The organism is Streptomyces atratus, assembly GCF_014648655.1.
GTDB lineage: Bacteria > Actinomycetota > Actinomycetes > Streptomycetales > Streptomycetaceae > Streptomyces > Streptomyces atratus.
Genome location: NZ_BMRN01000001.1, coordinates 200,234 through 221,126, shown reverse-complemented (window position 1 = coordinate 221,126; position 20,893 = coordinate 200,234). Strand labels below are relative to the sequence as shown.

The 20,893-nt window shown below is 71.2% G+C and carries 17 protein-coding genes and 1 pseudogene; 6 read left to right on the top strand and 12 right to left on the bottom strand.

All coding sequences use genetic code 11. From position 1 onward, the window contains the following. Positions 1-44 precede the first annotated feature (44 nt). From IEZ15_RS00890 to IEZ15_RS00870, 5 genes are read left to right on the top strand one after another with little or no spacing between them, the layout of a single operon-like run. Positions 45-2,993 (top strand): sensor histidine kinase, encoded by a 2,949-nt coding sequence (locus IEZ15_RS00890; RefSeq protein ID WP_189273918.1) that lies wholly within the window; start codon positions 45-47, stop codon positions 2,991-2,993. Next, a complete protein-coding gene (locus IEZ15_RS00885; protein ID WP_093894418.1) occupies positions 2,990-3,469 on the top strand; it encodes a roadblock/LC7 domain-containing protein in 480 nt (159 codons plus the stop codon). Before IEZ15_RS00890 ends, IEZ15_RS00885 begins: the two co-directional genes overlap by 4 nt. Beyond that, positions 3,466-3,879, top strand: coding sequence for a DUF742 domain-containing protein (locus IEZ15_RS00880; RefSeq protein WP_037689183.1), 414 nt, complete (start codon positions 3,466-3,468; stop codon positions 3,877-3,879). The genes IEZ15_RS00885 and IEZ15_RS00880 overlap by 4 nt, the downstream gene beginning before the upstream one ends. Next, positions 3,860-4,510 (top strand): GTP-binding protein, encoded by a 651-nt coding sequence (locus tag IEZ15_RS00875; RefSeq protein WP_114246620.1) that lies wholly within the window; start codon positions 3,860-3,862, stop codon positions 4,508-4,510. Before IEZ15_RS00880 ends, IEZ15_RS00875 begins: the two co-directional genes overlap by 20 nt. Before the next feature lie 30 nt (positions 4,511-4,540). Next, positions 4,541-5,788 (top strand): styrene monooxygenase/indole monooxygenase family protein, encoded by a 1,248-nt coding sequence (locus IEZ15_RS00870; protein ID WP_189273405.1) that lies wholly within the window; start codon positions 4,541-4,543, stop codon positions 5,786-5,788. A gap of 82 nt (positions 5,789-5,870) precedes the next feature. Here the strand turns inward: IEZ15_RS00870 and IEZ15_RS00865 are convergent, their stop codons facing one another. From IEZ15_RS00865 to IEZ15_RS00845, 5 genes are all read right to left on the bottom strand, one after another. Beyond that, complete coding sequence (locus IEZ15_RS00865) at positions 5,871-7,046, bottom strand: C40 family peptidase (RefSeq protein ID WP_229845674.1); 1,176 nt, start codon at positions 7,044-7,046, stop codon at positions 5,871-5,873. Between the two features lie 160 nt (positions 7,047-7,206). Continuing rightward, entirely contained in the window at positions 7,207-9,756 is a 2,550-nt protein-coding gene (locus tag IEZ15_RS00860) for an outer membrane protein assembly factor BamB family protein (RefSeq protein ID WP_189273401.1), read from the bottom strand. Between the two features lie 242 nt (positions 9,757-9,998). After that, entirely contained in the window at positions 9,999-10,265 is a 267-nt protein-coding gene (locus IEZ15_RS00855; RefSeq protein ID WP_114246624.1) for a DUF8847 domain-containing protein, read from the bottom strand. Positions 10,266-10,282: 17 nt separating this feature from the next. After that, positions 10,283-11,038, bottom strand: coding sequence for a TetR/AcrR family transcriptional regulator (locus tag IEZ15_RS00850; RefSeq protein ID WP_189273399.1), 756 nt, complete (start codon positions 11,036-11,038; stop codon positions 10,283-10,285). Between the two features lie 47 nt (positions 11,039-11,085). Further along, positions 11,086-12,021 carry an AurF N-oxygenase family protein gene (locus tag IEZ15_RS00845; RefSeq protein WP_189273397.1) on the bottom strand — a complete coding sequence of 312 codons (936 nt, stop codon included), beginning with the start codon at positions 12,019-12,021 and terminating at the stop codon, positions 11,086-11,088. Positions 12,022-12,201: 180 nt separating this feature from the next. Between IEZ15_RS00845 and IEZ15_RS00840 the strand changes: the two genes are divergently transcribed. Further along, on the top strand, positions 12,202-13,320 hold the full coding sequence (locus IEZ15_RS00840; protein ID WP_189273395.1) for a ferritin-like domain-containing protein: 1,119 nt from the start codon (positions 12,202-12,204) through the stop codon (positions 13,318-13,320). Between the two features lie 35 nt (positions 13,321-13,355). Here IEZ15_RS00840 and IEZ15_RS00835 read toward each other — a convergent pair whose 3' ends face one another. The 7 genes and pseudogenes from IEZ15_RS00835 to IEZ15_RS00805 all read right to left on the bottom strand — a co-directional run bounded on the left by IEZ15_RS00835 (position 13,356) and on the right by IEZ15_RS00805 (position 20,838). Further along, positions 13,356-14,240: an alpha/beta fold hydrolase gene (locus IEZ15_RS00835; RefSeq protein ID WP_189273393.1), complete on the bottom strand. Its 885-nt coding sequence runs from the start codon at positions 14,238-14,240 to the stop codon at positions 13,356-13,358. 203 nt (positions 14,241-14,443) lie between these two features. Further along, positions 14,444-14,629, bottom strand: a pseudogene (locus tag IEZ15_RS44380) (DUF3291 domain-containing protein); the annotation flags it as partial. Beyond that, positions 14,626-15,675, bottom strand: coding sequence for an amidase family protein (locus tag IEZ15_RS00825; protein ID WP_189273916.1), 1,050 nt, complete (start codon positions 15,673-15,675; stop codon positions 14,626-14,628). The gene IEZ15_RS00825 and the pseudogene IEZ15_RS44380, both read right to left, overlap by 4 nt. A 22-nt stretch (positions 15,676-15,697) precedes the next feature. After that, positions 15,698-17,155, bottom strand: a complete 1,458-nt coding sequence (locus tag IEZ15_RS00820; protein ID WP_189273390.1) for a penicillin-binding transpeptidase domain-containing protein — start codon at positions 17,153-17,155, stop codon at positions 15,698-15,700. A 55-nt stretch (positions 17,156-17,210) separates the two neighbouring features. Beyond that, complete coding sequence (locus IEZ15_RS00815) at positions 17,211-18,590, bottom strand: FtsW/RodA/SpoVE family cell cycle protein (RefSeq protein ID WP_189273388.1); 1,380 nt, start codon at positions 18,588-18,590, stop codon at positions 17,211-17,213. A 122-nt stretch (positions 18,591-18,712) separates the two neighbouring features. Beyond that, positions 18,713-20,065, bottom strand: a complete 1,353-nt coding sequence (locus IEZ15_RS00810; RefSeq protein WP_189273386.1) for an ATP-binding protein — start codon at positions 20,063-20,065, stop codon at positions 18,713-18,715. Continuing rightward, complete coding sequence (locus IEZ15_RS00805; protein WP_189273384.1) at positions 20,062-20,838, bottom strand: hypothetical protein; 777 nt, start codon at positions 20,836-20,838, stop codon at positions 20,062-20,064. The genes IEZ15_RS00810 and IEZ15_RS00805 overlap by 4 nt, the downstream gene beginning before the upstream one ends. Positions 20,839-20,893: the final 55 nt, after the last annotated feature.

Genomic DNA, 20,893 nt, shown 5'->3' with positions numbered 1-20,893 from the left:
TCACCTCTGCTTCAAGGGCGGACGAGTCAAGAATGCGAGCACCGGTGCAGAAGAAGCGGCCTCGGAGCAAGGGCAGCAAGAACAGTGGTTCCGGGGTGACGCCTCCGGCACCCGCCGAGAGCGAGAGCACCCGGCGCACCGTGCGAGTACGCAGCCGGCTGGTTGCCGGTGTCGCGGTCGTCGGTATCACTGTCATCGCCGCGGGCGCACCCGCGGCCCTCAGTGCTTCCTCCGACCTGAACGACTCGCAGCGGCTGGTCACCCTTGCCGAGCTGAACCAGCAGGCCATCGCGCTCGCGCATGCCCTCGCGGACGAGCGTGACGAGGTCACCGCCTACATCGCGGCCGGCCGTGACGGGAAGCCCGGGCCCGCGGCGGAAGGCAAGGGCGAACCTGGCAGCCGGAGCGCCCGCGTCGACCAGCAGGTGGACGAGATCAGGGGTGCGGCCCCGGCCGCACTGCGCCGCGACCTCTCCACCATTCCCTCCCTGCGCCGCGACGCGCTCAGCGGCAAGGGCACCGCGCTGGAGGCCCATCAGGCGTACTCCGAGGTCATCGCCAAGCTCCACGACCTCGCCGACGAGCTCGCCGAGAAGACCCCGCCGCGCGCCGCCGAGTCCACCCGCGCCCCGCTCGCCCTCGGCCGGGCCACCGAGCAGGCCTCCGCCACCCGCGGACTGCTGATCGCAGCGCTCTCCGTACCCCGCAAGGTCACGACCCCGCAGATCGACCCGATCACCGGGCTGCCCGTCCAGGCCCAGGACGAGGGCGGCAGCAAGGACGACCGCACCCGTGACGAGCTGAGCGCCGCCGCCCAGCAGGCCCGGGTCCGCGAGCTCTCCTCGCTCGCCGACTTCGACCAGGCCGCAGGCTCCACCGCCCGCGACAAGCTGTCGTCCACCGTCACCGGGCCCGAGGTCAACAGCGCCGAGAAGTACCTCAACACCCTCACCGACCGCCCCGAGCTGTCGGACACCGACCAGAAGGCGAACAGCAAGAAGGTCGAGGCGGCACTCTCCGCCCGAATCGACCGGATGCGGGGCGCCGAGTCCGCCCTCGGCACCGCACAGGTCCAGCGCCTGGAGCAGCTGCGCGACGACGACGTCACCGCACTCGAACTGCGGATCGCACTGCTCGGCGGCTGTCTGCTGGTCGCCGTCGGCGTCTCCACCGCCGTGGCCCGCACCCTCACCCAGCCGCTCGCCGTCCTGCGGATCGGTGCCGCCCGCCTTGCCGCGGAACCCGCCACTGCCGAACCGATCCGCTACACCGGCCGCAACGACGAGTTCGCCCAGGTCGTACGGTCCATCAACACCCTGCACGGCCAGCTGCACGGACTGCTCCACGAGTTCAACGGCCGCTTCGAGAGCCTGCAGACCGAGCGTGCCGAACTGATCGCCGGACGCGAGGCCCTCACCCTCCAGCGCGCCGAACTCCAGGTCACGGCCTCCGACCTCACCGCCCAGCTGGAGCGGCTGAAGAACACGGTCCACCACACCTTCGTCAACCTCTCGCTGCGCACCCTCGGCCTCGTCGAGCGTCAGCTCGGTGTCATCGAGAGCCTGGAGGAGCGGGAGCACGACCCGGAGCGGCTGGCCACCCTCTTCAAGCTCGACCACATGGCCACGGTCATGCGCCGCCACAGCGAGAACATGCTGGTCCTCGCCGGCGCCGAGCACGGGCACGGGCACGCGGGCCCGATCCCGCTGGTCGACGTGTTGCGTGCGGCCGTCTCCGAGATCGAGCGGTACGAGCGGGTCACCATCCAGTCCCTGCCGCCGCACGCCCAGATCGCCGGTTTCGCCGCGGACGACCTCAGCCACCTCGTCGCCGAACTCCTGGAGAACGCGACCTCCTTCTCACCGCCGGACTCCCATGTCCAGCTCTCCGGCTGGCTGCTGGAGACCGGCGAGGTGATGCTCTCCGTCCAGGACGAGGGCATTGGGATGTCCGCCGTACGGATGGGCGAGCTCAACACCCGGCTCGGCGACCCCACGTTGTTCGAGGCGGGGGAGCAGAGTGCGGACGGGGCCGGGCTCGGCCTCCAGGTCACCTCACTGCTGGCCGCGCGCCACGGTGTACGGGTCCAGCTGCGCGACCACAAGGGCACCGGTGGGGTCACGGCGGTCGTCGTCCTGCCCCAGGCCCTGCTGCCGAAGGCGCCACCGGCCGCCACACCGCCGCCGGTGCAGGTTCCCGGGGACGCTCCCGTGCTGAACCTGCCGGGGTCGGTCGCCGAGGCCAACTCCAACTCACTGCCGGGGCGTACGCTCGCCCTGGCCGGCGACCCGCTGATCGCCGCGGCCGAGCAGACGATCCGCGAGTCCGGGGCCGCTCCGGAGCCCGGGCCCGTGCCCGGGCACGCGGCGGGCCACGCCCCCGCACCCGCTCCGGTCGCAGCAGAGGCCGAGACCACGATGCAGGTGCGGCTCCCGGTGGTTCCGGAGTTCGCGGACGCCCCGGAGTTCACGGCGCCCGACCCGTACGTCATCGGCCCCGACCGCCACGAGCGCACAGCCGACGAGTCCCCGGAGCCGTACACCGCCCCGGAGCCGTACACCGCCCCCGTTCCCGCACCTGCCCCGGCCCCCGCACCTGCCCCGGCCCCCGCGCCCGCGCCCGTCGCCGACGCCCTGCCCGGCCCCCGGCAGCCGGAGCAGCACTCACAGCCGCAGCAGGAGCGCATCACGGACAAGGGGCTGCCCAAGCGCACCCCCAAGGTCGTCAAGCCCACCACGGCACCCAGCGCCGAGCGCAAGGGCAGCCTGGACAAGGAAGCGCTGCGCCGTCGGCTCGGCGGCTTCCACCAGGGCGCGAAGGACGGCCGCCGGGACGTCGAGGCGGAGATCGCCGAGATCACCGCGACCCAGCCGTTCCCCGGAACCCCCGCACGCGCCGGGCGCACCGCACATACCGAGCACAGCGAGCCGGCCGGCCGTAGCGACGGCCGAACCGATGAGACGGGGGACACAGTCGAGGAGGCACGCAGTTGACTGCGCCCAGCACATTCGGGCTGAGTACCGAGGCCCGGAACCTTCACTGGTTGCTGAGCAATCTGGTGGAGGAGGTGCCAGGGGTCCACTCGGTCACCGTCGTCTCGTCCGACGGACTGATGCTGCTCTCCTCCGACCCCGGCCATCTGACCACTCAGAACACCGGTCGGCAGGACGGCCCCAAGGGCTCCAGCGCCGACCTGGCCACCATCGTCTCCGGCATCGGCAGCCTCACCGTCGGCGCCGCCAAACTGATGAACGGCGGCGGAGTCAAGCAGACCATGGTCGCCATGGACGAGGGCAGCGTCTTCGTCATGTCGATCAGCGACGGCTCGCTGCTCGGTGTGCACGCCACCCCGGATTGCGACATGAGCGTCATCGCCTACCACATGGCGCTCTTCGTCGGCCGAGCCGGACACGTACTCACCCCCGAACTCCGCAGTGAACTGCGCAAATCGATGGAGAGCGCCCAGTGACGCCCGCTGCTGAACCCGCCCGCAGGCTCCCCGTCCGCGGGTCCGACCGAAGGCCCGCACGGGTCCGTCCGTACTCGCTCACCGGCGGTCGCACCCGCTTCGGCCACGTCCTGCTCGTCGAGACGTTCGTCGCCGCGCTCGAAGCGCCCGAGGAGCGCCGCGAGCTGACCAACGGCAACCTGGCCACCCGTGTCATGCCGGAGCTCCAGGCCATCGTCGAAATCTGCCGCCGGATGCGCACGGTCGCTGAGATCTCCGCCTTGTTGAAGATGCCGCTCGGCGTGGTCCGGGTGCTGCTCAGCGACTTGGCCGACCAGGGAAAGATCCGCGTGTACGGGACCGGTCACGGCACCGGCCAGCCCGACCGCGCACTGCTCGAAAGGGTGCTCAATGGACTCCGCCGTCTCTGAGTCGCCGCTCTTCGCCCCACGCCGGCCGGGGGCCAAGGACCAGGCCGAAGAATCGCTGCAGGCCTGGCAGTTGGACCACACCAGGGCCCCCATCGCCACGAAGATCGTGGTCGCGGGCGGGTTCGGCGTGGGCAAGACGACCTTCGTGGGGTCGGTCTCCGAGATCACCCCGCTGAAGACCGAAGCGATGATGACCCAGGCCAGCGAGGAGACCGACGATCTCTCCGCGACACCCGACAAGGTCACCACGACCGTCGCGATGGACTTCGGCCGGCTCACGCTCGACGACGACCTCGTGCTGTACGTGTTCGGCACACCGGGCCAGCAGCGCTTCTGGTTCATGTGGGACGACCTGGTGCGCGGCGCGATCGGTGCGGTCGTGCTCGCCGACACCCGGCGGCTCGCCGACTGCTTCCCCGCACTCGACTACTTCGAGAGCTGCGGCCTGCCGTACATCGTCGCCGTCAACCACTTCGAAGGAACGCCGGGGTTCGAGGCGGAGGACGTCAGGGAGGCCCTGACGGTGCCGCCGCACGTGCCTGTTGTGATCATGGACGCGCGCAACAGGATCACCGTCGTCGAGTCGCTGCTGGCCCTCGTCGGCCACGCCCTCGACGCCACCCCGGCATAGCTCGCAGGCAACACGTAACGGAGAACCGCGATGCGGAAGATACTCATAGTCGGAGCCGGTCAGTCCGGTCTCCAGCTCGCCCTCGGACTGCAGTCCCGAGGGTACGAAGTCACCCTGATGTCCAACCGCACTGCCGACGAGGTCCGCTCCGGCCGGGTCATGTCGACGCAGTGCATGTTCGACACGGCGCTCCAGTACGAGCGTGACTACCAGCTCAACTTCTGGGAGTCCCAGGCCCCGCGCATCGAGGGCCTCGGCGTCTCTGTCGCCGCGCCCGACTCCTCCCGCGCCATCGACTGGGTCGGAAAGCTGGACGGCTTCGCCCAGTCCATCGACCAGCGCGTGAAGATGGCCGGCTGGATGGAGACCTTCGCCCAGCGCGGCGGACAGCTCGTCATCCACGGCGCCGCCGTCTCCGACCTGGACTACTTCTCCCGCACCTACGACCTGGTGATGGTCTCCGCGGGCAAGGGCGAGCTGGTCTCCATGTTCGGCCGGGACGCGTCCCGTTCGCCGTTCGACGCCCCGCAGCGCGCCCTGGCCGTCGCGTACGTCCACGGCATGGGCCCGCGCCCCGAGCACCCCGAGTTCGACGCGGTTCGCTGCAACCTGGTCCCCGGTGTCGGCGAGCTCTTCGTGATGCCGACCCTGACCACGTCCGGCCGCGCCGACATCCTGTTCTGGGAGGGCATCCCGGGCGGCCCGCTGGACGTCTTCCAGGGCATCAAGGACCCCTCCGAGCACCTCGCGAAGACGCTGGAACTCATGGAGCGGTTCCTGCCGTGGGAGTACGCCCGCGCCACCAAGGTCGAACTGACCGACGCCAACGGCACCCTGGCGGGACGCTACGCCCCGACCGTCCGCAAGCCGATCGGCCGGCTGCCCGGCGGCGGTCTGGTACTCGGCGTGGGGGATGTGGTCGTCGCCAACGACCCGGTCACCGGCCAGGGCTCCAACACGGCCTCCAAGTGCGCGAACTCCTACCTGAACTCGATTCTCGAGCACGGCGACCGCGAGTTCGACGCCGAGTGGATGCAGGCCACGTTCGACCGGCACTGGGAGAACACGCAGCACGTCGTGAAGTGGACCAACGCGATGCTCGGCGTTCCGCCGGAGCACGTGCTGAACCTGATCGGCGCAGCCGGCCAGCTCCAGCCGGTCGCCAACCGCTTCGCCAACGGTTTCAACAACCCGGCGGACTTCGAGAACTTCTTCTTCGACCCGGAGAAGACGAACGCGTACCTCGCCGAGGTGTCCGGGGCCGCATCGGCCGCCTGACCGCAGCAGCCGGGCCGAGTCCCGTCGGAAATCCGACGGGACTCGGCCCGGCTGTCATGTGCGGCGTCACGGCCCCGGCCGGCTACTGCTCGGGCGCCGACGACGAGCTGTACCCCGTGTCCGAGCCCGAGGACGCACCCTGCGGGAGCCGCAGCGGCTTGTACGCGGACAGCGGCGCGCTCTGCGGATCCGGCCGTACGGCACCCAGCAGCGGATTCGACGCCACCGGCGAGACCTTCACCTGCGAACCCGGCCGGGGCGCCTGCACCACCTGGCCGTCGCCGATGTACAACGCCACATGGGTGGCCTTCGGGAAGTAGATCACCAGGTCGCCCGGGCGCAGCGCGTCGAGCGGCACCTTCGGCAGCTGCCGCCACTGCTCCTGCGAGGTCCGCGGAATGACCCGGCCCGCCTTCGCCCAGGCCTGCGAGGTGAGCCCCGAACAGTCGAACGAGTCCGGCCCCTCCGCGCCCCACACATACGGCTTGCCCACCTGCCCGATCGCGTACTTCACCGCCTCGTCGCCCGCCCGGGACGGCGACCTGGTCGAGGACAGGGCGCCCGAGGCGGCCAGGGCGCCCTGAGCCTTCGCCGTGCCCTGCTGTTCCAGCCGGGACAGCTCGGCGAGCTGCGCATCGGAGAGCGCGGCCAGTTTCGACTCGACGGCCTTGAGCCGCGACTGCACCGCGTCCCGCTGCTTCTTCTGCTTCGTGGCCAGAGCCTGCTGCCGGTTCAGCACCTTGCGGGACTCGGCCGCCAGGTCGTCGGCGCGCTTCTCGGCACCGGTGAGCCGCTTCACAGTGGCCGCCCGCCCGGCCGCCGCACGCCGGACCACATGCTCCTGGTCCAGGAAGTGCTCGGGATCACGGGCCAGCAGGAGCTGCATGTACGAGGAGATGTCGGACTGCCCCTGGTACTGCTCACGGGCCAGCTGCCCCGCCTCGTCGTGACTGTCGGACAGCGCGGTCCGGGCGGCGACGAGGGAGGTATGGAGCTTCTTGGCCTGCGCCTTGCGCTTCTTCAGCTCCGCCGCGGTCCCGTTGTACGTCTCGGTGGCCTCCTCGGCCTGCCGGTACAGCTTCTGCAGCTCGGTCAGCAGCTGGGCGACACTCTTGTTCGTGGCCGCAGGGGCGGCGGGCGACCTCGCGGCGGGGCCCGCGGCGGGGCCCGGGTCCCCGGGTGCGGCGGCTGCCGGTGAGGTTACGACTAGCGTGGTCAGGGTCGCAGTGCAGACCGCACGCAGGACTCCGCCTGACACGACATCACCTCCGGTGACGGGGCGAGTCATGGGACTTCCCCATGAGCGAGCGCATCAAATACGGTCACTCGGTGTCACCAGATGCAAGAACCGTGCGGTGTGGCGGCAGACGTGTTCGCCCGTAAGGCGGTGGGCGGGTGCGGCCCCCCTGGACCTTCGCTCAGGCGACCGGGAAGGCGTAGAAGATCCGGTCGCGCTGGACGACGGCGGTTTTTCCGGCCGCCAGCACCCGGTACGGAGCGGTGACTGTGGGCCCCTTCGGGTCCTGCGACCCGATGTCCTGGAACTTCCACAGGCGTCGCCCGTCCTGTGCCGCGAACGCGGTGACCTGGGCCCCGTCCGCGGCCAACAGCGTCCTGCCGGTCGTGCTGAGCGTCACCGCGGGGGCGGCGGTGCCGGGTGCCGCCTCCGTCGAGCGCCGCCAGCGCAGCCGCCCCGTCTCCCGCTCGATGGCGCCCACTTCCTGGTTGCGGTTGGTGGTGTGCAGAAGCGTTCCGGTGGCGACGGGGGTCCCGTACGGGGTCCCGGTGGTGCCGTTCAGCGTCCACTTCGGCTTGCCTGCGGGGATCTCGAAGGCCTGGAGATCGTCACCCACCGCCGCGTACAGCAGGCCCCGGTCGTCGCCCATGGCCGCCCCGTCCGGCGCGATCGTGCCGAACGACCTGCTCCACAGCAGCTTTCCGGTCTTCTGGTCGAAGCCCCGGAAGACGGCTTTCCCCTTGGCGGCCTTCACATCGCCGGGTGTCAGCGTGCCCGTGCTCTGACGTACGACGAAGTCGTCCTGCCCGACAGCGATCAGCCGGTAGACAGGGGCGGCCGGTCCGCGCCCGGTGGGCACGGTGGTCCGCCACAACTCCTTGCGCTGCAGGACGTCGTAGGCGAAGAGGTACGACTTGACGACCTGAGTGTCCTTGCCCCGCTTCTTGCCCTTCTTCGGAGCCGGGGCCTTGACCGTGACCTTGTTGGAGCCGGTGAACCAGACCACCGGTCCGAAAGTGCCGACGACCCCCGACACCGCGAGGTTCGGCGCCCCGGTGAACCCGTCCGCGTATCCCGCCCGGTGCGCGACCTTGCCGTCCTTCGGCGACAGCCACAGGAACTCGGACGGACCGGCGACGAAACAGAGATCCTGCCCGGCCGGCAGTGCGGCCTGTCCCTTGGCGGCGTCCGTGTTCTCCCAGACCCGGCGCCCGGTACGCAGATCGACGCCGGTCGCCCCGTTCTCGCTGGTCAGCACCAGCAGCCGGCCGTTCCAGAGGGCGGCGGTGAGCGGCGGAGGTTCGGCCGCCGGGTGCGTGTACACCCAACGCGGCTGAGGCGGCAGCCCCGCGACGGTGGGACCGCTGCGGCTCGGCGCGGGCTTGGGATCGTCCGTCGTCCCCCCGTCACCGGACCCGAGGGCGAGCACCCCACCCCCGCCGACCACCAGCCCGGCGGCCCCGGCAGCGAGCCCGATGAAGAGGCTGCGCCGACCGACGGCGGGCGAGGCGGGGGCGGCCGGGGCGGGGGCGGGGGCCGCGGGGACCGGCAGCGGGCGGGGCGGCGGCGCAGCGACGGGCGGGAGCACGGCAGGAAGCCCGGCGGCGGGTGCGGCAGGGGGCGCGGTGAGTTCGAGCGGTACGGACAGCTGGGTCGTGGGCCGGTCGGTCCTCGGGACGTGACGCCCGATGTCCCCCAGTTGAGTGGTACGGGTGTCCCGGGCGGGGGCGAGTTCACGGCCGGGCACGTCGGCCGGTGCGCCCGATGGTGCGGCGTCCGCAGGTCCGTCGGCGGGCCCGTCGGCCGGCGCATCCACCGAACGACCGGCCGAGACCAACTCCTGGACCCTCACCTCCTGTTCCGTCACCGCAGCTGTCAACCGCTCCGGCAGCCAGTCGCCCTTGGCCAGGCCCGCCGCCCCCTCCAGGGCCAGCTCCGCCGCCACCGTTCCCGCACTCGGCCGGTCGGCCGGGTCCTTCGCGAGGCAGCGGGCGATCAGGCCACGCAACTCCTCCGGGACCGCGCCGAGTTCGGGGTCCGTGCGGGCGATCCGTTCGGCGCCCTCGGCGGCCGGGCCCTCGGCGAGCGGGGTCGTGCCGGTCCCCGCGTACGCCAGCAGCAGGCCCAGCACGAAGAGATCCGAGGCCGGTCCGGGCTCCTCTCCCTCAACTTGTTCCGGGGTGAGATAGCCGAGCCGTACGGACAACTGCCCGCCGGGCCGGGCCTCGGCAGCGACCGCAGCGCCCAGCGGGCCGAACGCGGTGAGTCGAGGGCCGTCCTCGGCCAGCAGCACCGTCCCGGGAGCCAGGCCCTGGAGCACGGCTCCGGTGGCGTGCACACGGGAGAGGGTCTCGGCGATGCCCGCGCCCAGTATCCGCACGGCACGCTCGGGAAGCGGACCCACGAGCTCGATCGCCTCGGAGAGGGTCAGCGCCGGTACGTAGGGGCCGGCCGTCCACGGAAGGTCGTCGTCCGCGTCATCGGCCGGGGTGTCGAGCTGCGGCTGGACCCAGCCGCCGGCCAGCCGGTCCGCGGTGCGGGCCTCCGCCTGGAAGCGGCGCCGGAAGGCGGGCAGCGCGGCGAGTTCGGGGCGGGCGGCGGTGACCACCACGGGTCTGTCCGCGGCCGTGTCGTGCGCGAGGTACTGCACGGCGCTCGCGGTCTCGCGGCACCGGGCCAGCACGGTGTACGGACCGATGCGGCGTGGATCGTCCTGACGCAGCGCCTCCATGGCGCACCCCCTTGCTGACAGTGCCCGGCACCAGAGCGTCGATCTTAGACCGACCAGCACATGGGGGGCGGCGTCGCGGGGCTGGGCACGCACATCTGCGGCGTTGTCGTCAGTCGACAACGCTCCGCGTTGCCTCCCTCCTCCGCCTTGCAGCTGCACGCACCCAGCCCCGCTCCTTCTCCCACCCCCCATGTGCCGGTCGGTCTTGGACCGATGCCTGCGCCCCGCCGGGTGCCGCGCCCTCAGTCCGGCTTCGACCAGGGCCACTTGGGGCTGTGCCGCGCACGTCCCTCGGGGGCGTACTCGTACACCCAGCCCCGCGGAATCCCCAGCCGCTTGGAGTGACCGGCGGGCACCCGGCGGTACGCGTACACGGTGGCGGGCCCGCCGTCGGCGGCCGGCACCGGGACCTCGTACCACTTGGGCGGATGGCCGGTCGGGCCGACGAGCACGGGCAGGACCCGCCCGTCCAGGGGGCCGCCGGTGAAGGGGGTGTTCTCGCTTCTCACCGCCCCAGTCTGACCGATCAGCCCTCGGGCAGCAGATGGGCCGCCCCGCCGACCACCGGGATCAGCCGTTCCGCCAGCCGCCCGGCCGGACCTGCGGCGTTCTCCAGAGGCAGCAGCTCCGCCACCGCCGACGCGGTCCCCGGGTCCGTGGCCGCCGTCGCGGCCAGCAGTGCGATCAGCTGGTCGACCAGCCAGTCGCGCAGATCGGCCGCGGCGGGCTGCTTCCCCTCGTCCAGCCATATCAGGGACGCCGCTTCGACGGCCGCGATCCAGGTGCGCACCATCATCCGCAGCCGGGATCCGGGCTCGGCCCCCGCATCCGCGCCGCCCCGGCCCAGGTGCAGCAGGATCTGCTCGGCCGCCGCCCGCCGCACCTCGTCGACGATCGCGGTCGTACGGGAGGTCTCGACGACGCTCCCGCCGCGCAGCAGTGCGCTGAAACCGGCGTCGTGCTCGTCCACGAAGGCGAGATAACGGTCGAGCACCCGCAGCACCCGCTCGGTGGGCGGCCCCACCGGCGGCTCGCTGAAGCACAGGATCAGTTTCTCGGCGGCCGACCTCAGCGCCGCCTCGTACAACTGCTGCCGTCCGCCCGGGAAGTATCGGTACACGAGTGGGCGGGAGACCCCGGCGACCGTCGCCACCTCGTCGAGCGAGACCTCGTCGGGGGCCCGGTGTGCGAACAGGGTGAGCGCCGCACCGAGGAGCTGGGTGCGGCGCTCCTCGACGCTGAGCCTTCGGTACGCACGGGTCGGCGGCGCGGCAGTGGTCATGCCATGAAGCCTAAGCGCTCCGCCCGGACGGGCAACGGGGCGTCGGCTCAGGCGAGCAGGCCGGAGCTCTTCCACAGCCTGCGTCCCACCCCGCCCAGCACCCCGATGTCGTCCAGGAAGTCCGTCAGCCGTTTCGCGCCGCTCTGCATGATCTCCGCCCGGTGGCCGCTCGCCTTCACCTGGGCGACGGCCTCGCGGCGGTCCAGGCCGACGTTCTCGTACACCAGCGGGTTGATGAAGCAGACGGAGAAGACACGGGCCGCCTCGCCGCAGCTCACCCGGGTGAACTCGCGCTCCCAGCGCGGGGCGGTCACCATCTGGCGGCGCAGCTCCTCGCGGGCGTACCGGACGTGCCGTGCCTCCTCGACGACATGGATGCGGGTCACACCGCGCACCAGCGTCTGGACGCGCTCGTCGGGGAACGTCAGCCGCTGCATCCAGTCGAGGATCTCCTCGCCCAGCAGGGTCGCGGCGAACGAACCGGGCGTGGTGGAAACGGTCTTCAGTACGCGTGCGAGGTTGTGATAGACGCGCGGTACGGGGTAGTCGGGCGACCCGCTCCACTTGATCATGCGGCCGAACATCATCGAGTGCCGGCACTCGTCGGCTATCTCGGTGAGCGCGTAGCGGACGTGGTTGCTGGTCACCGGCTTGTCGTAGATGTGCCGGACCAGCAGCTGCATGAGGATGATCTCGAACCAGATGCCCAGTGAGGCCAGCGACGCCGCCTCGTGCCTGGCCAGGTCCGACCGCTGCTCCTCGGACATCCTCCGCCACAGCGGGGTGTCGTAGAGCGAGACGAGCTCGGGCGGCCAGAACCACTTGCCGTCCTCGATCGCCGAGTCCCAGTCGAGTTCCTTGTCCGGATCGAAGGAGTGCTTGGCCGAGGATTCGAGCAGCCGCTCGGCGATCTGCTCGCGGTCCCGGAGCGGGCCGAGTGCATCGCGAAGCAACTGCACGTCGCGTTCGGTCACTGTCGTCATGGCTGGAGGCACCTCACACATGGGTTACCGGCGGTCATTTCTTATGAGACTCTCCGTCAGCAAGGCCGTCAATCCCTTGCGCGCGACTTGTTGACCCGGCGTCTACCAACGTGTGAACCTGCCAACTGACGCAACCACCACGGAACTTATCGGAGCATGCAAGGCGAGAAGGAGCCGTCCGTGTCGACACACGACCTCTACACCACCGCCCCCGACACACCGCTGTGGCAGGTGCCCGCCTCCGGCGCCGCCCGCTTCAGCTGGGACTACGACGACGGCCGCGAACGCCTGCTCGCCCTCTACCAGAAGGGCAAGGACAAGCAGTGGGACGGCAACAAGCGCATCGACTGGTCCCTGGAGGTCGACCCCGCCGACCCGCTCGGCACCCCGGACGACGTCCTCACCCTGTACGACACGCCGCACTGGGCGAAGATGACCGAAAAGGACCGGGGCGAGCTGCGCAAGCACTACACCGCCTGGCAGTTCAGCCAGTTCCTCCACGGTGAGCAGGGCGCCATGGTCTGCGCCGCCAGGATCGTGGAGTCGGTCCCCGACCTGGATGCGAAGTTCTACTCCGCGACCCAGACCATGGACGAGGCCCGGCACGCGGAGATATACAGCCGGTTCCTGCACGAGAAGGTCGGGATGCTCTACCCGATCAACGACAACCTCCAGGGCCTGCTCGGCGACACCCTGCGCGACTCCCGCTGGGACATGCCCTACCTCGGCATGCAGGTCCTCATAGAGGGCCTCGCCCTGGCCGCGTTCGGCATGATCCGCGACACGACGAACAAGCCGCTGCCCAAGCAGATCCTCGCGTACGTCATGCAGGACGAGGCCCGGCACGTCGCCTTCGGGCGGATGGCGCTTCGCGACTACTACAAGCAGCTGAGCGACGCCGAACTGCGCGAACGCGAGGAGTTCGTCATCGAGGGCTGCTATCTGATGCGCGACCGGCTCAGGGGCGTCGAGGTGCTGGAGAACTTCGGCATCGGCAAGCAGGAGGCCGAGGAACTCTCCGAGCAGTCACCGTTTCTGCAGCTCTTCCGCAAGCTGCTGTTCAGCCGGATAGTGCCGTGCGTCAAGGACATCGGCCTGTGGGGCGAACGGCTCCAGAAGGCCTACGTCGACATGGGCGTCTTCGAGCTCGGCGACTCCAGTCTGGACCTGCTGATGGCCCAGGACGAGGAACTGGCCGAACAACTGGACCGGGACCGTTTCGCGGCGGAGGAACAGGCCAGGGTCGCGGAGGTCGAAGAGGCGATAGCGCAGGGCGGGACCGGCCCGTCCGAGGACTGAGGGCAGAGCGGCCGTCCGGCAGGGACCCGGGGGACTCACAGCCGGGCGACGAATCCCCGCACCAGCTCGGCCACCTGTTCCGGAACCTCCAGCAGCATCGCGTGCGTCGCCCCGATGCCCTGGGCCGTGACGCCCGCCCGCTTTGCCGCCAGCTCCGCCAGATCCCGGGCCAGGCCCTGCCCGTACGCCTCCAACAGCTCGTCCAGCCACTCCAGGCCGGGCGTCGGCGGCACCCGGTGCAGGGCCCGGACCAGCAGCAACGGGCAGGGGACACGGCGGAACAGCGCGAACAGATCGAGGCCGTCCAGAGCATCCAGCATCTCCAGCGCGCACTCCCGCTCCGGGAGCAACTGCCAACGGCCGTCGTCGAGTTCCCGCACACTCGCACGGAACGACGCCTCGGCCCGCTCGTAGGGGATGCCCAGCCCCATGCTGTACGTGGCCTGCTGCTCCACGTACTGCGCAGGCATCTGCTGCCCCGCCGACGCCCGGGCCAAGTCCCCGATCTCGGCCAGCCGCCGCGTCACCTCGCCCGCGTCCAGCCCCGGGTACTGCGCGGGCGTGCCCCACCAGAAGCCGTCCAGGTTCACCGCCCCCGACACCAGGTCCGGCCGCTCGGCGGCGTACAGCGCGGCGACCATCCCGCCCAGCGAATGCCCGACGGGGACCACGGCGCCCGAGACCCCCAGGGCGCCGAGGGTCTCGTCCAGGTCGCTCAGCACCGCGCCGAACGACCACGACGTGGCGGCGCTGCGGCCGTGCCCGGGCAGGTCCACGGCGAGCACCCGGTGGCCGGCGGTGAGGTGCGGGGCGACGGCGTCCCAGTCGGCGAGGGAACGCGAGGCCGCGTGGAGCAGAAGAAGGACCGGCCGGTCACCGTCGTCGGGGCCGCCGTGGTCGCGTACGTGAAGAACGGTCATGCAGTCACGGTAGGGCGCGAAAAGCGGCTCGAGATCGTTCGACAGCACGATGGAACGGGGCACTTTCCAGGGCCATAATGGATGTACGCCGCACGCCGGTCGTATGACGACTCCGCCCCCCACCACAGGCTCCGCAGCCGCCCGCCGAAGCCTTGAAGGACTGGCCCTGGGCGATGCGTTCGGCGAGCGGTGGTTCCCTCTGCGTCGGTGGCGTCGCCGGATTCGCTCTGCAGCCGCCAGAGGAAGCCGGCGGCCTGGTCGGCGACCGCGTTCACCGGGTCGAGGGCCTCGACGAAGTCCTTCAGCTCGGGGGAGTCCGGGGAGAATCCGAGGCGGGCCTTGTTCACCTGGGCCGGCTCATGGCCGATCTGTCGGGCGATGTGGGTCATGACCGCACGGTAATCAGCACGTTCTCCACCGCAAGGGCCATCCCGAGCAGTGGGACGTCCGCCCCGCGCTCTGCGGCCAACTGCAGCCCGACCGGGCAGCCGTCCGCCGTGAACCCGGCGGGCACACTCGCGGCGGGATGCCCGCTGAGATTGAACGCCCAGGTCAGCGCGGTCGAGTAGAGATCGCCCGGACCGTCGTGGCCGTGCGGGCGGTTGGGGGTGGTCGGGGTGAGCAGCAGAGGGGTGCGGGAGAACAGGGCGTCGAGCCGGAGGTCGTTCTCGCGGCGGATCTCCGTGGCGGCCGGGGACGGCTCCCCGCTCCGGACCGCCTGCCACGCCTCTCGCGGGTCGAGCAGCTCGCACGTACGGTCCACGAGCCGCACCACCCCGCCCGCCACGAGGCGCCCCACTGCTCGCCGGACGACCGACCCGACTTCCGGGTCGACCTCCGCGTACCCCAGATCGGGGCTGAAGACAGCGGGGATCGGAAGGTCCGCCGTCGCCGGTCCGCAGCTGTCCAGGACACAGCTCAGATAGGTCCGGGCCCGGGCCGCCGAACGCGTCAGCACCCCGGCGGAAGCGAGCCCGGACCGGTCGGGGGAGGGCAGCAGGCCGTTCGTCGTCTTCAGGCCGAACACCCCGCACCACGCCGCCGGAATCCGTACCGACCCCGCCCCGTCGCTGCCGGTCGCCAGCTCCACCAGATCCGCCGCGACCGCCACCGCCGAGCCCGCCGAGGAGCCGCCGGGTGTGCGCTCGGGGTGCCACGGGTTGACCGTACGGCCGTGTGCGCCCAGCCCCCAGGTCTGCCAGGGTGTGCCGGGGCCGGGCACCGAGGTCGCGCCGACCGGGACGCCACCGGCCGCGACCAGTCGCCGGGCCGCGTACGAGCGGATACCGGCCGGCCCCTTGACCGCGAACGGCATACCGGACAGCGGAAGCCGCCGTGCCCGATCCTCGTCGGCGAGCGCCCTCTCGGGCCACACCTCGATGAACGCGCACAGGCGCGGATCCTCCCGCCCGATCCGCTCCAGCGCCCGGCCCACCCCGCCCGCATCCGTCACGCGGTCATTTTCCCAGAGCCGCCTGCATGACGGAACGGGCGATCGGGGCCGCGCTGCCGCCGCCGCTGATGTCGGCCCGGTTCGCGGCCGCGTCCTCGACGACCACGGCGACCGCGACGGCCGGCTGTGCCGAGTCCGGCGCCTGCGCCCAGGAGATGAACCAGGCGTAGGGCCTGCCCGAGTTGTCGATGCCGTGCTGTGCGGTGCCGGTCTTGCCGCCGACCTTCACCCCGTCGATCGCGGCGTTGGACCCCGTGCCCTGCTCCACGACATCGACCATCATCCGCCGCAACTGCACGGCCGTCCGAGGGCTCATTGCCTGGTGGTAGGTGTGCGAGCCGTTCCGGTGGACGGTCGAGCCGCTTCTCGTGGTCGTACGGTCCACCAGATACGGGTACTTGAGGTCGCCGCCGTTCGCCACGGCCGAAGCCACCATCGCCATCTGGAGCGGTGTCGCCGTCGTGTCGAACTGCCCGATCGACGAGAGCGCCAGCTGGTCGTCGGACATCTCGGTGTCGAAGTTGCTCTTCGCCACCCCCGACGGGATCTTCAGCCCGGTGTCGTTGAAGCCGAACTTCCGTACCGCGTCGACCATGCCCTTCAGCCCGACCCGCACCCCCAGCTCCGCCATCACGGTGTTGCAGGAGACCCGGATCGCCTCGGCGAGCGAGGTGTTCTCGCAGCCTTCCGCCTCATTGGGGAGCGTGGTCGACGTACCCGGCAGAACATAGGGGGACGGGGTGTCGGTCTCGTTGTCGGGGTCGGTGACGACGTCCGCGTCGAGGGCGGCCGCCGCCGTCACGATCTTGAAGGTGGAGCCCGGCGGATAGGTCTGCCGGATCGCCCGGTTGAGCATCGGCTGGCTCTTCGCCGCGTTCAGCTGCTGCCAGGCGTCGGTGACCGACGAACCGGTGCCGGACAGCAGCCCGGGATCGTACGAAGGGGTCGAGACCAGCGCCAGGATCCTGCCGGTCGACGGCTCGACGGCGGCGACCGCGCCCCGCCGCCCGCCGAGCCCGTCGTAGGCGGCGCGCTGCATCGAGTCCTTGATGGTCGTGACGACATTGCCGCCGGGCTGCTGACTGCGGGTGATCTCGTTCCACAGAGGGAACGGGGCGAGCATCGAGTCGGTGCCGGAGAGGATGCCGTCCTCGGCGTTCTCGATCAGGGTCGTGCCGTACGTCTGCGAGGCGTAGCCGGTCACCGGTGCGTACAGCGGGCCGTTCGTGTACGTGCGCTCGTACTTGAGCTGCTCGCCGGTGTCCTTGGTGCCGGTGACGGACTTGCCGCCGACCAGGATGTTGCCGCGCGGCTGGCTGTAACGGGCGATCGTGAGGCGGCGGTTGGCGGGATTGTGGTCCAGGCTGTCGGCATCGAGGACCTGGATGCGGGCGGCGTTCAGCAGCAGCGCCACGAGCAGCAGCAGACAGAGCGCGGCGGCCCGGCGGATATAGCGGATCACGGCCTGGCCTCCGGGGCTCGCGGTGGGTACGGGATCACGGCTCGCGGGGACGGGGTCACGGTTCCTCCTCCGCCATCGGTGCGATGACTCCGGTCTCCACATGGTCGGGACGGGGTCTGCGGGCCTGGTCGCTGACCCGGATCAGCAGCGCCACGATGATCCAGTTGGTGACGACGGACGAACCGCCCTGGGCGAGGAACGGCATCGCCATGCCCGTCAGCGGGATCAGTCCCATCACCCCGCCCGCGATCACGAACACCTGGAGTGCCAGGATCGAGGCGAGACCGATCGACAGCAGCCGCCCGAACGGGTCGCGCAGAGCGAGGCCGGCCCGGTAGCCGCGAGCGACGAGCAGTGCGTACAGCAGGAAGACCGCGGTCAGTCCGGTCAGGCCGAGTTCCTCGCCCGCGGTCGCCAGGATGAAGTCGGACTTGGCGGCGAAGCCGATGAGGATGGAGTGGCCGAGCCCGAGCCCGGTGCCGAGCATCCCGCCCGCGGCGAACGCGAACAGCGACTGTGCCAGCTGGCCGGGGCCCCGGCCGGCGTCGATGGACGCGAACGGGTCGAGCCAGTCCTGGACCCGGCTGTGCACATGGGGTTCGAAGGAGCCGACGACGAACGCGCCGACGGCGGCGAGCAGCAGACCCACCGCGATCCAGCCGGTCCGGCCGGTCGCCACGTACAGCATGATCACAAAGAGGCCGAAGAAGAGCAGCGAGGTGCCCAGATCGCGTTCCAGGACCAGCACACCGACGCTGAGCAGCCAGATCGCCACGATCGGGCCGAGCACCCGGCCGGTGGGGAGCTGGAGCTTCCAGATCCTGCGGCCGGTGTGGGCGAGGGCGTTGCGGTTCGCGGCGAGATACGCGGCGAAGAACACGGCGAGCAGGATCTTGGCGAACTCGCCGGGCTGGAAGGAGAATCCGCCGACCCGGATCCAGATCTTGGCACCGTTCACCGCAGGGAAGAAGATCGGCACGATCATCAGGACCAGGGCGGTGGCTACCGAGAGATAGGCGTACCGCTGGAGCACCCGGTGGTCGCGCAGGAAGACGACCACCCCGATGAAGAGCGCCACGCCGAGCGTGGACCAGATCAGCTGGGTGGGGGCCGCCTGGTCCTTCGGGGTCTCCAGGTCGAGCCGGTAGATCAGCACCAGGCCGAGCCCGTTGAGCAGTACGGCGATGGGCAGCAGCAGCGGATCGGCGTACGGGGCACGGAAACGGACCGCGAGATGGGCGAGGAGGGCGAGCAGCCCCAGGCCCGCGCCGTAACCGGCCACATCGGGCGGGACCGCGTCGTTCCTGGCCAGGCCGACGGCGGCGTAGCCGTAGACGGAGATGAGGACGGCCCCGACGAGGAGCAGCAGCTCGACTCCGCGCCGCTTGGGCAGACGTAGTTCGGGCGGGGGTGCGTCCGCCGTCGTTGCGGTCATGCCACGCAACGTAGCAAGAGGTGGTGTCTATTTCCCTTATGTCATAGCGGGTATGTCCATAGACGTGTTCATGAGAGTATGCCCGGCGGCAGGCGTCGGGCGGGTGTCCGGCTGACGCCCCCTCACTCCTTGTGATGCGGTCCGCATTCCGGCGCGCACCGGCTTTCCGGCACCTCGGCGTCCAGCCGTACGTACTCGGGGAGCGTCAGCCGGGCCACCGCCCCGCCGTCCTGGGCGTTGGAGAAGGTGAGGGCGGCGCCGATCACCTCCGCCTGCCCGACGGCGATGGTCAGCCCGAGACCGTGTCCCTTGCCGCCGCCCTCGGTACGGAACCGCTGCGGGCCGTCGGCCAGCAGATAGTCCGGAAATCCCGGCCCGTGATCGCGTACGGTCACCACCGGTCCGTCGACCGTCAGTACCACCGGAGGGCGGCCGTGCTTGTGCGCATTGGTGATCAGATTGCCCAGCACCCGTTCCAGGCGCCGCTTGTCGGTCTCGACCTGTACGTGCTCCCGCGGTCGCCCTGCGGCGGTTCTTTCGGAAAGGATCTCGGTCTCCGTGCCGGATGCGCGCACCACGCGTTCGACGAGCGGCGCCAGCTCGTGGACATCGAGGTCGACCTGCTCCGTGCGGGCGTCCAGCCGGGAGATCTCCAGCAGATCCTCCGTCAGCCCCCTCATCGTCCGGACCCGGTCCCGTACCAGTTCGGACGGCCGCCCCGGCGGCAGCAGTTCGGCGGCGGCCGAGAGGCCGGTCAGCGGGGTGCGGAGCTCGTGCGCCACATCGGCCGTGAACCGCTGCTCGGTCAGCAGCTTGCGCTGGAGCGTGGACGCCATCGTGTCCAGCGCACCGGCGACGATCGCCACCTCGTCCTGCGGGCGCGAAGGGTCCGCCGTGCGCGGATCGCCGACGCGGGCGTCGAGGTCGCCCGCACTGATCCGGCGGGCCACCCGGGCCGTCTGGTGCAGCCGCCGGGTGACCCGGGTGACGGCGAACGCGCCGACGAGCAGGGTGGCGCCGGTGGCCAGCAGGGAGGAGCCGACGATCGCTCCGTCGAGATCGCTGATCGTGCGGGCGCTCTGGCTGTAGTCCACCTCCGTGGCCAGCGCACGGCCGCCGGCCGGAGCCGCCGCCCACATGACCGGACGCCCGTTGTGATGGGCGACGAGCGTGCCGCGGTCGCCGCCCGCGGCCAGTGCGCGCAGGGAGGCGGGCAGCCCCGGCGGATCGATGCCGGAACCCGGCGGGAGCGCCTCGCCCGTCTCGTACGCGACGGTGACGTCCTCCAGCCGGGACAGCGCCTTCTCGCGGGCCTGGCCGACGGTCTGACGGGTCACCTCGCTGTGGACCAGCACGCTCAGCAGCGCGGCGAGGGCGCAGCACATCACGGTGATGAAGACGGCCGACTTCCAGGTGAGCGTCGCGGTCCAGGCAGGCGCGCGCAGCCCGCGCCGCTTCGTTCCGTGCCGCCTCATCGGCGCTCCGCGGAAACGCCGACGGACGGTGTGGCGGTGGGTCCGGCGGTGGTGGATCCGGTTGTCGGACCGGTGGTCGTGGGGTGCGGCTGCGGGGCCCGGGACGCGGGCATCCGCAGGATCTCGTCCCGGGTGGGCAGCATCGCGCGCTGCCTGCCGTCCCAGGACCAGGCGGTGCGGTACTCGTACCCGGTGATGGCCGACGGCACCCGCATGATCAGATCCCGCCCGGCCAGCTCGACGCTGATCACGGCGTCCGCGGTGGACAGGATCCGGGTCAGCCCGCCCGCCTCCGGCATATAGACCCGTACGGAGAGCTGGCGGCCGGGCAACCGGACGCCGAGCACCATCTCGTCCTTGCCGTCGCCCGTCAGATCACGGAAGTAGGGCTGCAGCACGGGACAGGAAGCGGGCTCGGTACGGCACGCGACGATGTGGCGGACCGTGTCGGCGGGGAGGTCGGCCGTGCCGCTGGACCGGTTGGGCCGGGCCTTCAGGCCCGCCTGCACCACCGCCACCGGATCCAGACGGTGCACATCGCCGTCCGGCACCTCGATCCCCGGGATGCGCGCGGTCTCGCCCTCGCCGTAGTCGTACGGGGCGGCGGAGGCCGGCGGCAGCTCGGGCCAGAGCCGGGCGGGCCCGATGGCGGTCGCGGTCGCTCCGGCGCTCCGCAGCCCGCCGCCGGTGCCGCAGCCGGCCAGCAGCACTGCGCCGACGACGGCCCCGAAGGCCGCCGCCGTGCGGCGCTGCACCCGGCGATGCGGACGCATGGCACCCTCCCTTCCCGCGGTCTGTGCCTCATAGACCTTATTCGGAAGGAAGTAA